This window comes from Streptomyces sp. BV286 (genome assembly GCF_019090165.1).
GTDB lineage: Bacteria > Actinomycetota > Actinomycetes > Streptomycetales > Streptomycetaceae > Streptomyces.
The window spans coordinates 43,697-55,722 of sequence record NZ_JAHRIB010000061.1 but is presented as its reverse complement, the minus strand read 5'-3'; the positions used below and the strand labels follow the sequence as shown (position 1 = coordinate 55,722).

General features: G+C 67.9%; 13 protein-coding genes and 1 pseudogene. 9 read left to right on the top strand and 5 right to left on the bottom strand.

What is annotated here, in order from left to right; translation table 11 throughout:
- The first annotated feature begins 316 nt into the window (after positions 1–316).
- Positions 317–1,006, top strand: coding sequence for a copper chaperone PCu(A)C (locus KUF83_RS08810; protein ID WP_217454027.1), 690 nt, complete (start codon positions 317–319; stop codon positions 1,004–1,006).
- A 139-nt stretch (positions 1,007–1,145) separates the two neighbouring features.
- On the opposite strand, the gene KUF83_RS08805 is transcribed toward KUF83_RS08810, so the two are convergent.
- Positions 1,146–1,826, bottom strand: a complete 681-nt coding sequence (locus KUF83_RS08805; RefSeq protein WP_189771758.1) for a response regulator transcription factor — start codon at positions 1,824–1,826, stop codon at positions 1,146–1,148.
- Positions 1,823–3,151: a cell wall metabolism sensor histidine kinase WalK gene (locus KUF83_RS08800; RefSeq protein WP_217454026.1), complete on the bottom strand. Its 1,329-nt coding sequence runs from the start codon at positions 3,149–3,151 to the stop codon at positions 1,823–1,825. Before KUF83_RS08800 ends, KUF83_RS08805 begins: the two co-directional genes overlap by 4 nt.
- Before the next feature lie 289 nt (positions 3,152–3,440).
- Here KUF83_RS08800 and phoU point away from each other — a divergent pair, with 289 nt between their 5' ends.
- From phoU to KUF83_RS08785, 3 genes are all read left to right on the top strand, one after another.
- Entirely contained in the window at positions 3,441–4,118 is a 678-nt protein-coding gene (gene phoU / locus KUF83_RS08795) for a phosphate signaling complex protein PhoU (protein WP_217454025.1), read from the top strand.
- Positions 4,119–4,390: 272 nt separating this feature from the next.
- Positions 4,391–4,543, top strand: coding sequence for a hypothetical protein (locus tag KUF83_RS08790; RefSeq protein WP_217454024.1), 153 nt, complete (start codon positions 4,391–4,393; stop codon positions 4,541–4,543).
- A gap of 206 nt (positions 4,544–4,749) precedes the next feature.
- On the top strand, positions 4,750–5,292 hold the full coding sequence (locus tag KUF83_RS08785; RefSeq protein WP_217454023.1) for an HAD domain-containing protein: 543 nt from the start codon (positions 4,750–4,752) through the stop codon (positions 5,290–5,292).
- Here the strand turns inward: KUF83_RS08785 and KUF83_RS08780 are convergent.
- Positions 5,243–5,866, bottom strand: coding sequence for a hypothetical protein (locus KUF83_RS08780; RefSeq protein WP_217454022.1), 624 nt, complete (start codon positions 5,864–5,866; stop codon positions 5,243–5,245). The genes KUF83_RS08785 and KUF83_RS08780 overlap by 50 nt on opposite strands.
- 606 nt (positions 5,867–6,472) lie before the next feature.
- Here KUF83_RS08780 and KUF83_RS08775 point away from each other — a divergent pair.
- The 4 genes and pseudogenes from KUF83_RS08775 (at position 6,473) to KUF83_RS08760 (ending at position 8,928) form a co-directional block, all read left to right on the top strand.
- A complete protein-coding gene (locus KUF83_RS08775) occupies positions 6,473–7,018 on the top strand; it encodes a hypothetical protein (RefSeq protein WP_217454021.1) in 546 nt (181 codons plus the stop codon).
- A gap of 402 nt (positions 7,019–7,420) precedes the next feature.
- Positions 7,421–8,059, top strand: a complete 639-nt coding sequence (locus KUF83_RS08770) for a response regulator (RefSeq protein WP_217454020.1) — start codon at positions 7,421–7,423, stop codon at positions 8,057–8,059.
- 26 nt (positions 8,060–8,085) lie between these two features.
- Positions 8,086–8,390, top strand: a pseudogene (locus KUF83_RS08765) (site-specific integrase); the annotation flags it as partial.
- Between the two features lie 28 nt (positions 8,391–8,418).
- Complete coding sequence (locus KUF83_RS08760) at positions 8,419–8,928, top strand: DUF4760 domain-containing protein (protein WP_217454019.1); 510 nt, start codon at positions 8,419–8,421, stop codon at positions 8,926–8,928.
- 128 nt (positions 8,929–9,056) lie between these two features.
- Here KUF83_RS08760 and KUF83_RS08755 read toward each other — a convergent pair whose 3' ends face one another.
- Positions 9,057–9,818 (bottom strand): phosphoglyceromutase, encoded by a 762-nt coding sequence (locus KUF83_RS08755; RefSeq protein ID WP_217454018.1) that lies wholly within the window; start codon positions 9,816–9,818, stop codon positions 9,057–9,059.
- Between the two features lie 290 nt (positions 9,819–10,108).
- Here KUF83_RS08755 and KUF83_RS08750 point away from each other — a divergent pair, with 290 nt between their 5' ends.
- Entirely contained in the window at positions 10,109–11,422 is a 1,314-nt protein-coding gene (locus KUF83_RS08750; protein WP_217454017.1) for an MFS transporter, read from the top strand.
- 65 nt (positions 11,423–11,487) lie between these two features.
- On the opposite strand, the gene KUF83_RS08745 is transcribed toward KUF83_RS08750, so the two are convergent.
- Positions 11,488–12,018, bottom strand: coding sequence for a DUF2000 domain-containing protein (locus tag KUF83_RS08745; RefSeq protein WP_217454016.1), 531 nt, complete (start codon positions 12,016–12,018; stop codon positions 11,488–11,490).
- Positions 12,019–12,026 lie beyond the last annotated feature (8 nt).

Genomic DNA, 12,026 nt, shown 5'->3' with positions numbered 1-12,026 from the left:
GATCAATTTCTCGGACCCGCCATGCATTCCTTACGGGAAATCCGCAAGTCCGCGCCGGAGGCTTACTGAGGGTTCTTATGTGAAAGACGGACGAGTGGGTGACCCATGAGGTCCATGGAGTGTGCATGTACAGCGTGTGACGTGAGTGACGGGCAGAGCGAGAACCGGCGTCCGACCGTGCCCGAGGAGCCGTAGAGGCGGGTCGGGTGCGGCGGCACGGGAACGGCTCGGTAACCTAAGGCCGCTGACAGACCCTTAGAGCGGCTTTACACAGGAGCCGCTCTGCTTCGCCCACGTTCTAGGAGTTGCCGCCGCCGTGAGCAGCAGCCTTCGACGCGGCGCCCTCGCCGCCGCCGCCATCGCGTTCTCGATCGCCTCGCTCGCCGCCTGCGGTGCCGGCAACAAGGCCCAGACCCTGGAGGTCAAGCCGGACAACGCCGCCGTCAGTGTCGGCGAGATCAAGATCCAGAACGCCGTGGTCATCACCCAGGCCGAACTGGAGTCGACGGGACCGGCCGTGGTCTCCGCGACCCTGTTCAACAGCGGGTCGACCGCCCAGACCCTGGAATCCGTCACGGTCGAGGGCATCGACCGGCCCGCGAAGCTCAAGCCCGCCAAGGGCTCGGGCAAGGTGACCGTCCCGGCCGGCGGTTCGCTGATCCTCGGTGGCAAGGACAACGCCTCCGCCGTGCTGGAGAGCAGCCGCGAGGCCTTCAAGGACGGCGACGCGCAGCCGGTCACCTTCACCTTCAGCAAGACGGGTGCCGTGAAGCTGGAGGCGTTCGTCGTGCCGGCCGAGGGTTACTACTCCGACTGGGGCCCGACCGAGGCCCCGGCGGCGCCCAGCACCGAGCCCTCGGCGTCCACGCCGGAGTCCGGCGCGGCGTCCGGGTCGCCCTCCGGGAGCGCCTCGGGCCAGGCCGAGGAGACGGGCGAGGCGGGCGCCAGGCCCACGGACGCGGCGTCGGCGAGCGCGTCGTCCTCGCAGCCGGCCGCGGGCCACTGAGCGGCCCACAGCCACCGTTCTCCCGTACGGGAGAGCCGCGTACGGGAGAACCGCGTACGAGCGCATGACGAAGGGCGGGACCCCGTTTCCGGGGTCCCGCCCTTCGTCATGACCGCTGTGAGCGGGAGAGGCGGCCGGTTTACGGCTCGAACTTGTATCCGAGGCCGCGGACCGTCACCAGGTAGCGGGGCGCACCGGGGTCCGGCTCGATCTTCGCCCGCAGGCGCTTCACGTGGACGTCCAGCGTCTTGGTGTCACCGACGTAGTCGGCACCCCACACCCGGTCGATGAGCTGCATACGGGTCAGGACGCGGCCCGCGTTGCGCAGCAGCATCTCCAGGAGGTCGAACTCCTTGAGCGGGAGGTCGACCTTGGAGCCGGAGACGGTGACCACGTGGCGGTCGACGTCCATACGGACCGGACCGGCCTCCAGCGCGGCCGGGCTGACCTCCTCCGGCTCGCCGCGGCGGCGCAGGACGGCCCGGATACGGGCGACCAGCTCACGCGACGAGAAGGGCTTGGTCACGTAGTCGTCGGCTCCTATCTCCAGCCCCACGACCTTGTCGATCTCGCTGTCCTTGGCGGTGACCATGATCACCGGGACGTTCGAACGGCTGCGCAGCTGGCGGCACACCTCGGTGCCGGGCAGCCCGGGCAGCATCAGGTCGAGGAGGACGAGATCGGCGCCGTTGCGCTCGAACTCGTCGAGACCGTCGGGCCCGGTGGTCGCGATGGCGACCTCGAAGCCCTCTTTGCGGAGCATGTAGGACAGGGCGTCGGAGAAGGACTCCTCGTCCTCGACGACGAGCACTCGGGTCACGGATGGACCTCCGGGGCAGAAAAGGGTTCGTACGGGGATGAGACGGTGGTCGTCCCGTCGGTCTGACCGGTCTCGTCGTCTTCGTCGAGGCCGGGTGTCCGGTCGTCGGTCTGCCGGTCGCGGGCCGGGCCCGCCTCCGGCAGCCGCAGGGTGAAGGTGGAGCCCTGACCCTCGGAGCTCCACACCGTGACCTCCCCGGCGTGCGAGGCGGCCACGTGCTTGACGATCGCGAGCCCCAGCCCCGTACCGCCTGTGGCGCGGGAACGGGCCGGGTCGACGCGGTAGAAGCGCTCGAAGACACGCTCCTTGTCCTTGTCGGAGATGCCGATGCCCTGGTCGGTCACGGCGATCTCGATGAGGTCTCCGCCGGGTGTGGTCACCCGGCGCGCGGCTATGCCGACCCGGGTGCGGGCGGGCGAGTAGTTGACGGCGTTCTCCACCAGGTTGCCCAGTGCGGCGGCCAGCTGACCCCGGTTGCCCCAGATGCTCAGATCGGCGGTGCCGCCCGCCCGCCGTCCGCCGCCGTCCGGCTGCAGCCCTTCGGGCGGCCTCATGTTCGAAGCCATGGTGATCTGCTTGGCCCCGGCCTGGTGGCGGCAGCGGTCGATCGCCTCGGCGACCAGTTCGTCGACGCGTACGGGCTCGGCGTCCTCCAGCGGATCGTCGTTCTGGACCCTGGAGAGGTCGATGAGCTCCTGTACGAGGTTGGTGAGGCGGGTGGCCTCGATCTGCATCCGCCCGGCGAAGCGCTCCACGGCCTCCGGGTCGTCCGAGGCGCCCATGACGGCCTCGGAGAGCAGGGAGAGCGCGCCGACCGGGGTCTTGAGCTCGTGGCTGACGTTGGCGACGAAGTCACGTCGAACCGCCTCGATCCGGCGGGCCTCGGTGAGGTCCTCGACCAGGAGCAGTACGAGCCTGGAGCCGAGCGGCGCCACCCGGGCGGACACGGCGAGGGCGTCGCCCCGGCCGGTGCCCCGCCGGGGCAGATCCAGCTCGACCTGGCGTATCTCACCGTCCCTGCGGGTGTCACGGGCCATCTGGATCATCGGCTCGACGGCCAGTTTCCCGCCGCGCACCAGGCCGAGGGCGTACGCGGCCGAGCTGGCCTTGACCACGGCGTCGGCCTCGTCGAGCACCACGGCGGAGGAGCGGAGCACGGACAGGACCGTGTCCACTCCCGGCGGAAGGACCGGGTCCGTGTGCAGGGAGGTGCGGGTGGGGCGTTTCTGTTCCCGCTCGCTCCAGCGGAACGCCAGCACGGCGATGACGCCGGTGAGCACACCGGCGATCGCTGCCGCTGCGGCGACCGCCGCGTTCACGTCCATGGCTCCAGGTTAGGCACGCCGTACGCCCCGGTCACAGCCGTACGAGGGTGGACTCGAACACTCGTCGCCCAGAGTTCACCCTGGGGACCGTGCTGGTTCACTTCGTACGAGCGGGCAGGGCGCCCTTTCCACCGGGTGGGGGAGGCGGCGTCGCCCAGAGTTCACCTGGGTGCCGGTGATGGTTCATTTGAGGGGGCGGAAACCGACGCGTTCAGGCCGGACCGTGGGAGCGTGGGGTTCACGAGCCCCTGTGAGCCCCCCGAAGCAGACGTAGGAAAGGGACATCCTGATGCGGGACGCGTACCACGAGGAACTTGACTCGATCGGCGAGGGCCTGGTCGAGATGGCCCGCCTCGTCGGGTCGGCGATCGGTCGCGCCACGACGGCGATCCTCGACTCCGACCTGAAGCTCGCGGAGAGCGTGATCGCGGCCGACCAGAAGGTCGACGATCTCCAGCACGACCTCGAGGCTCGGGCGATAGCCCTGCTGGCGCGGCAGCAGCCCGTCGCCACGGACCTGCGGATCGTCGTCACCTCGCTCCGTATGTCCGCCGACCTGGAGCGCTCCGGCGACCTCGCCCAGCACGTGGCGAAGCTGGCGCGGCTGCGGTTCCCGGAGCGTGCCATTCCGCATGACCTGCACGCCACGATCCTGGAGATGGGCCAGCTCGCGCAGCGGCTCATGGCCAAGGCGGCGGAGGTCATCGTCACCAAGGACGTCGACCTCGCCCTCCAGCTGGAGCAGGACGACGACGCGATGGACCTCCTCCACCGCACGCTCTTCCAGCACCTCCTGGACGACCGCTGGAAGCACGGCATCGAGACGGCGGTGGATGTGACGCTGCTGGGCCGCTACTACGAGCGGTTCGCGGACCACGCGGTGTCGGTGGCGAACCGGGTGGTGTTCCTGGTGACGGGCGAACACGCCGACGGTCTCCAGACCACACCGCAGGTCGAAGGGGCGTAGGCCCCTCCCGGGGAGGGCTGGCCGTGGGCCGGCCAGGCGGTCCGGTCGGCTGACTGACTGACTGAAGGTCGGGCGGGCTGGCGGTTGGGCGGGCTGGCGAGCGCCGCGTTCACGGCGTTCACCGCGTTTGCCGCGGCTCGTGCCGCCCGTATGGAGGGCGTTGGGGGGCGTGAGGCTTTCCCGCAGGGGCGTACGAGCCTCTGTGCGCCGTTGATGCGCCCGACCTGGTGGGCATGCAATGGGCGTAGGCACAAGCCTTCGAGGAGGGACCCATGGCTGATTCCCCCACCACGCCCGACCCGACCCAGGAGCGCGAGACGCAGCAGCCCGCCGAGATCAAGAGCCTGCCGCTCTTCGGCGCCTGCGGCTGCGGCTCGGGCTGCGGATGCGGGTGCCAGTCCGGCAACCCCTGCCAGTGCGGCTGACACGCCGCAGCAAGAAGTAACGCCGTACGACACCGGCGTGCCACCGCGGTAGCCACTGAGCTAGCCACCGAGACGTGGCGTACGAACGGCGGCATACGACCGCGAACGGGCCCCGCTTCAGGTGCGGGGCCCTTTCGCTTGTTGCTCCCTGCCCGGATGGCTGGAACCCCTGGGCTTCGGCCCGAGGAGCATGTCAAAGTGCTGCCGTGACCGGCTCCAGCTCCGTACGACGTCCACTGTTGTTCCTCGATGTCGACGGACCACTCATTCCCTTCGGGGCGGCGCCACAGCAGTACCGGACGTGTCCGACCGGTCCCGAACCGTGGGAGAGCGGCTCGAATCCGCTGCTGGCCAGGATCGATCCCGGGCTCGGGCCCCGGCTGGCAGCGCTGCCGTGCGAGCTGGTCTGGGCCACGACATGGATGGCCGACGCGAACGAGTGCGTCGCACCACGCCTGGGCCTGCCGCAGCTGCCCGTGGTGACCTGGCCGGAGCCTTCCGACGTGGACGAGCGGGACGAGCGGAACGGCTTGCACTGGAAGACCCGTGCCCTCGTCGACCTGGCAGCAGGCCGCTCGTTCGCCTGGATCGACGACGAGATCACCGAAACGGACCGGGCGTGGGTCTCCGCCCAGCACGAAGGACACGCGCTGCTCCACCGCGTCGATCCCCGCCAGGGTCTCGGCGATCCGGACTTCGTCACTCTCGACGCGTGGCTGCGGCGGGCGGCAGGCCTGATCGACCGGTGACGTGCGGTGTGGAACGTCGGCGGCCGGCCCAGAGGGGGAACCACCTTCGCCAGGTCCGCCGGGTACGCCGGGTGTCGAGAATGCGGTCGTGGATGTACGTGTGAGGCAGCGCGGCCGACCGATGCGCGAGTTCCTCGAACGCCGAGAGATAGGAACTGTCACTGCCTCGCAGCTCGCGCTCTCGTTCCACGTACGGCTGGGCGGCCGTCCAGACGTCACGGATCCGGTGACGCAGCAGCGGCAGGAACAGGTCCTCGTCCACGAGATGGAAGATGGTCAGGGTGGCGAAGGACTGGTAGTAGTACACGACGTTGCAGAAGGCCGCCTTCGCCTCACCGGGAAGCCCACGCACCCCCTCAGCGGGGTCGTGTTCCTGCCGAAGCTGGTTGCACACGTAGTCGTGCTGGTCGTGAAACGTGGCCGCCCGGAACTCGTCCAGCAGGTTGATCATCGCCTGGATGTTGTTCACGTGCCGGCTGATCCGCGTCTGCCGGACACTGATCCACGTGGGCACAGCGATGGCGACCACGGCGATGACGACCGGCAGCACGTTGATGAGGAACGCCTTGAGCATCCGCTCAAGCTAGGCAGGAGCCGCACCCGACAAGCCGGATGCGCACATCTGGCCGCTTCCTGCCCGCTTTTGCAGTGAGTACGTCGCTACTGAGCCGAAGCAGCAACAAGCCCTCTATCGGCGGAGAAGAAGGCCACTGCTGCTGACGGCTTCCACCGAACGTTCAAGAGTTCTGCCGCACCCGGTGATCGGTTTCCCAAGCGGGTGCTGTCGACCGAAGCCACGATGGGCCGGCGGCGAACTGCCCTGGTCGTGGGGTACGACGCTTCCACCAACTTTCCGAGCGTGGGGCAGCGAACACCTGATGACCAGTTCACAGTCGTGGCCGGCACTGAACATCAGATTGGGAAGCTGCGGTCGATTGCGGGCGGTTGAGGCATTGGCTGGGGCGAACCGCCTACCTGATACCCGATCGGTCGGGAACGACTTCACCGTGATTCCCCGCTGTTCCCCGCTCGACCTGGTGCGGCTGTGGTGCGGTGCTCAGACCACAGCGTCAGGTCGCCCGAAACGTCCCCTCTCCCAACGACCGGCGAAGATCGCTCTTTCGGCTATGGCTCTCCGCAAGTAGTCTCCATCCGGCGCCTATCCGATCGGCAGGGGGACATGTCAGGAGAGCTGTTCACTCTGATGGGTGTGCTCGTTGGCGCAGCCGCCTCCTACGTTGGCGGGGCGTTGATGGAGAGATCCCGCTGGCGGCGCCAACTCTCAACGAGATGGGACGAACGCCGTCTGGAGGCCTACCTCCGATACGCCGATGCCATCAAGAGGTTCACCTCGATGGCCGGCCGTCTGGCAGCGGGCAAGGGGCTCTTCGACCTTCCCCAACCACTGCCCCAGGACATCGGCCTTGAGCGCTTGGCTGACGCCGAACTGGAGCGTGGGTACGCGTTTGAGGCGGTGCTCCTGATGGGAGACGCGGACACCATCTCGGCAGCGAGAGCGCTGCAACGTCACGCCTGGGTACTGGAGCAGTTCGTTCGTGACATGCGCTCGGGTACGGCAGAAGACTGGGAGCGAGCGTTCAGACAGTTTCAGGAGAAGCGTGACGAGTTCTACGTCGCGGCGCGCAAAAGCCTGGGCGTCTATGCAGCGTTTCGACTACGAGCAGAAGATCCGGTCACCCTGGGACAGGACCCCAGGCAGCTGTAACACAACCGAGGGATACCGTGCCCTAAATCGACCGCGCGGGCGATCCCGCCGATGCTCCAACACGCTTTCCAGCTGGGGTGGTGGGGTGTTGGACTGCGGGCAGGGGTCTTCACCTGCGTTCACGGGCAGTCTGCTGTGGGAGCGGCCACCGTCTTCGGTCTTGTCTGAACCGCCGTGAACGGCGCTGAATGAGACGGAAACTGAGACGGTCTCGCATGCCACCAACCGCCCTACTCGGCGCGGCTCCTCTCTTCTGGTGCTTGCCAGGGACCGTCTAAGCAGCCCGGGACAGGTCACCTCCGGTGCCCTCTGCCGTTGTTGTACGACCTTGCATGGTGCAGAGGATCCGGCTGATGTTTCGTTTGCTCTGCAACAGTCGCAGCCAGGGCCGATCATGGCCACATGCCGGAAGCGATATGGATCAAGTTGATTGGCACGTTGCCCAGCCTCCTCTGGGTGACCTTCGCCGTCGTCGCCTTTCTGTCGTTGCGAGGGACGATCATTCATAGCTTGGTTCCCCGGGTTACAGCACTGCGGGCTCTCGGGGTTGAGGTCGAGATGGCTGGTCAACTGCTCGACCAGGTCGCCGAGCACAGCGACACCCCGGTGACGCCAAACATGAGGCGTGGAGTCCTGGGCAGACTTGAGCACGCAGCCGCCACACTGAGGGGCGGCAGGATCCTCTGGATCGACGATCATCCTGAGCACAACGGAGCCTTGATCAGCCTCTTCCGGTCTATGGAAATGGTCGTGGACACGGCTCGTTCAACCGACGAAGGATTGGTCGCGCTGCGGCATGGCTCGTACGACGTCATTCTGAGCGACATAGATCGTGATGGAGATCCTCGGGCGGGGATCAGCATGTTGCGTGAGTTAGAGGGCCGAAACGTCGATCGGCCCGTCGTGATGTACTCACAGAAATTCAATCCTGAGTTGGGTGTTGACCGCCGGATCTTCGCCGCAACGAACAACCCGGCGGAAATCGTGCACTACGTCATCGACCTGATGGAGCGAGTCAGGTTCGGGGCACCGGAGGTCTGAGGTCGGCGGAACGGCGTTGAGAGGGAACCTCGCTAAACGAGGAGGCATGGAAGCGGACGTTGGCCAGCGCCGGAGTGATCCCGGTGCCTGAGCGGGGCCGATCTGTACGTCGAGCGCGCGAGAACGGCATGCACGCGCTGCGCCACTTCTACGCCTCAGTTCTGCTGGACGCGGGAGAGAACATCAAAGCCCTCGCCGAGTACCTCGGCCACTCCGGACCCGGGCCCTGACGCTCCGCGTGTACGCACTCCTCATGCCGTCCAGTCAGGAACGCACCCGTAAAGCAGTCGCTGCCCTTTATGTGAACCCTGCCACCACGGACTCTTCTTGAGGACCTCCTACGCGGCTAGCCTCCTGACATGGGTCTGTCGCTCGCACTGAACTTAGGGGCTGTCCTGGTCGCAGTGATCGCTCTGGCTACTTCGGTGGCTGTTTCGCGGCGCCAACTACGACTGGCACAGAACTCCAACGTCCTGCCCATTGTCCTCCAGCTCTTCAAGGAAACGAGAGAACCCGAGTTCTCCCGAGCAATCGAGTACATATCCACACGCCTCGCCATTGAGCATGCACCTGATCAGGGGTACAGGAGCCTGCCGCCTGAGGTGAAGCGCGACATCCGCCGAGTCAGCCTCTTCTATGACGACGTGGGTAAGCTCGTCTCCTTTGGGGTGGTGGAGGAACGCCTGATCATTGGCTCCTACGGCTTGAACATCGTGAACATGTGGGACGCCTTGGCCCCGTACATCTACAAAGAGCGCATGCTCACGACCAGGGCAATGGTCTATTTCGAGGATCTTGCCGCACGAGCCAAAGCAAGGCCTATGGACTCGGTACACGCTCAGTTGCGGCTGGGACATTGCCCGCCATAGCACTCCGTCCGGCCTGTTCCACCTGCGCCGCCGCACCGCACCCTCCCACGACCCGGCCGCGGCCCCAGTACAGCAACAAGCCCCCTACCAACGGAGAACCCGCAGGTAGGGGGCTAGTTCGTGCCTGTCTACTTCTTCTTGCCCTGATTCTTGACGGCCTCGATCGCTGCCGCCGCCGCCGACGGGTCCAGGTACGTGCCGCCCGGCTTGAGGGGCTTGAACTCGGCGTCGAGTTCGTACGCGAGCGGGATGCCCGTCGGGATGTTCAGGCCAGCGATGTCCTCGTCCGAGACACCGTCGAGGTGCTTGACGAGGGCGCGCAGCGAGTTGCCGTGGGCGGCGACCAGGACCGTGCGGCCCGCGAGGAGGTCCGGGACGATGCCGTCGTACCAGTACGGGAGCATGCGGACGACGACGTCCTTCAGGCACTCCGTGCGGGGGCGGAGCTCCGGCGGGATCGTCGCGTAGCGCGGGTCGTCCGACTGGGAGAACTCCGTGCCGTCCTCGAGCGGGGGCGGCGGGGTGTCGTACGAGCGGCGCCACAGCATGAACTGTTCCTCGCCGAACTCCGCGAGGGTCTGCGCCTTGTCCTTGCCCTGGAGGGCGCCGTAGTGGCGCTCGTTCAGGCGCCACGAGCGGTGGACCGGGATCCAGTGGCGGTCCGCGGAGTCCAGCGCGAGCTGCGCCGTGCGGATGGCGCGCCTCTGGAGCGAGGTGTGCAGCACGTCGGGGAGCAGGCCGGCGTCCTTCAGCAGCTCACCGCCGCGGACTGCCTCCTTCTCGCCCTTCTCCGTGAGGTTGACGTCCACCCAGCCGGTGAACAGGTTCTTCGCGTTCCAGTCGCTCTCGCCGTGGCGGAGGAGGATCAGCTTGTACGGTGCGTCGGCCATGGCCCCGAGCGTAATCGAAGCCTCGGATCGCCCGCGCGCCTGCCCGGGAGTCGGACAGGCGACGGAAACCGACCGGCACCACTACCGGCACCACTACCGGCACGGCCGCCGGTATCTCCGCCCTCCGCCCACTCCCCACGCCCCACCGCCCACTCCCCGCCGCCCACCGTCAGTTGACAGGTTCTGTTAATTGAGTGGCCCCCGCCGAAGCCGTACTCGTAAGTTGTGCGCACCGCCCGAGCCACTTACACGGCCTGCGTCGCTCCGCTCACCTGTACCTGGGGGTCCCGATGTCACTCACGTCCTTGAGACGTGCCGCCCGTGAGACCGTCTCCGGGCTCCCCCGCGAGTTCTGGTGGCTGTGGACGAGCACCCTCGTGAACCGGCTCGGCGCGTTCGTCGCCACCTTCATGGCCCTCTATCTCACGCTGGAGCGCGGCTACTCCGCCTCGTACGCCGGACTCGTCGCCTCGCTGCACGGGCTCGGCGGAGTCGTCTCCTCACTCGGCGCGGGCGTGATGACGGACCGGCTCGGACGCCGGCCGACCCTGCTCATCGCCCAGTCCTCCACCGCGGTCTCCGTCGCGCTGCTCGGCTTCGTGCACCACCCGGTCGCCATCGCCGCCGTCGCCTTCCTGGTGGGTATGACGAGCAACGCCTCCCGGCCCGCCGTGCAGGCGATGATGGCCGACATCGTCCGGCCCGAGGACCGTGTCCGGGCCTTCTCCCTCAACTACTGGGCGATCAACCTGGGGTTCGCCGTCTCCTCCATGGCGGCCGGGTTCATCGCGCAGTCCAGTTACCTCGCCGGGTTCCTCATCGAGGCCGGGATGACGATGGCCTGCGCGATCGTCATCTTCGCGAAGCTGCCGGAGTCGCGGCCCGAGCGGGTTCCGAAGGCGGCCGGTGAACCCGAGGTCGGCCTCGGCACGGTCCTGCGTGACGGGCGTTTCATGGGTGTCGTCGGGCTGTCCTTCCTCGTCGCGCTGATCTTCCAGCAGGGGTTCGTGGGTCTGCCGGTGGCGATGGGCGAGGCCGGGTTCACGCCCGCCGACTACGGCATGGCGATCGCGGTCAACGGCGTCCTGATCGTCGTCCTGCAGATCCCGGTCACCCGCTTCATCGAGCACCGGGACCCACGGCGTCTCCTCGTCGTGTCGTCCCTCCTCGCCGGATACGGGTTCGGGCTCACCGCCTTCGCGGGCTCGGTCGGCGTCTTCGCGCTGACGATCTGCGTGTGGACCCTCGCCGAGATCGTCAACGCGCCCACCCAGACCGGCCTCGTCGTCCGGCTCTCCCCCACGCACGGCCGCGGCCGCTACCAGGGCATGTACACGATGTCGTGGTCCGTCGCCGCTCTCGTCGCGCCCGTGATGTCCGGTGTCATCATCGACCGGTACGGGGCGCAGTGGCTGTGGGGCTTGTGCGCGGTCGTCGGTACGGCGGCCGGTGTGGGGTACGGGATGCTGATGCGGCGGCTGCCGGACGAGGAGCCCGTCGTCAAGGAGACCGCCGTCAAGGAGACCTCCACCGAGGAGCCCGTCGCCGAGGTGCCCGTCGCCGAGGTGCCCCTGGCCGCGAAGCCCGAGGTCAGCCCCGCGTAGACCGGTCCGCGCCGCCCGTAGGTCTCGGCCCCGTATGTCCCGGCCCCGTAGGCCGTCCTCGTGTCTCAGTGGTGCATCCGTGCGCCCTTCACCACCTTGTCCACCGCGTTGCGGGGGCCGTACACGGCGAGGCCGACCAGGTCCAGGTCCGCGGTCGGTACGGCCCGTACCGCCGCGCGGTTGTCGCGGTCGTTGCCCGTGGCGAACAGGTCGGAGGTGAAGAGCGCCCTGGGGAGCGCCCGGGACAGCCCGCGCGCGTGGGCCGCCGTCAGCGTCTCCTTCGTGCCCTCGAAGACCAGGACCGGCTGGCGGAACATCGACAGGTAGCCGACACCGTCGGCGTCCTCGTACGGCTCTCCGACCACCTCGGGCACCGCCGTGCCGAGCCCGCTCACGAGGAACGCGGTCACGTTCAGCCGCTGCCACGGCTCCAGGTCCTCCCGCAGCAGGACGGCGATCTTGGTGTCGAAACGGACGGGTCCGGGAGCGGTGGTCCGGGAGCCGGCGGAGGCAGAGGCGGCGGAGGTGGAGGCAGAGGCTGCGGATGCGGTGGGCGCGGGGGCGGTGGGTTCGGTGCGTGAGGCGTCGGCGTTCATGCTTCGAG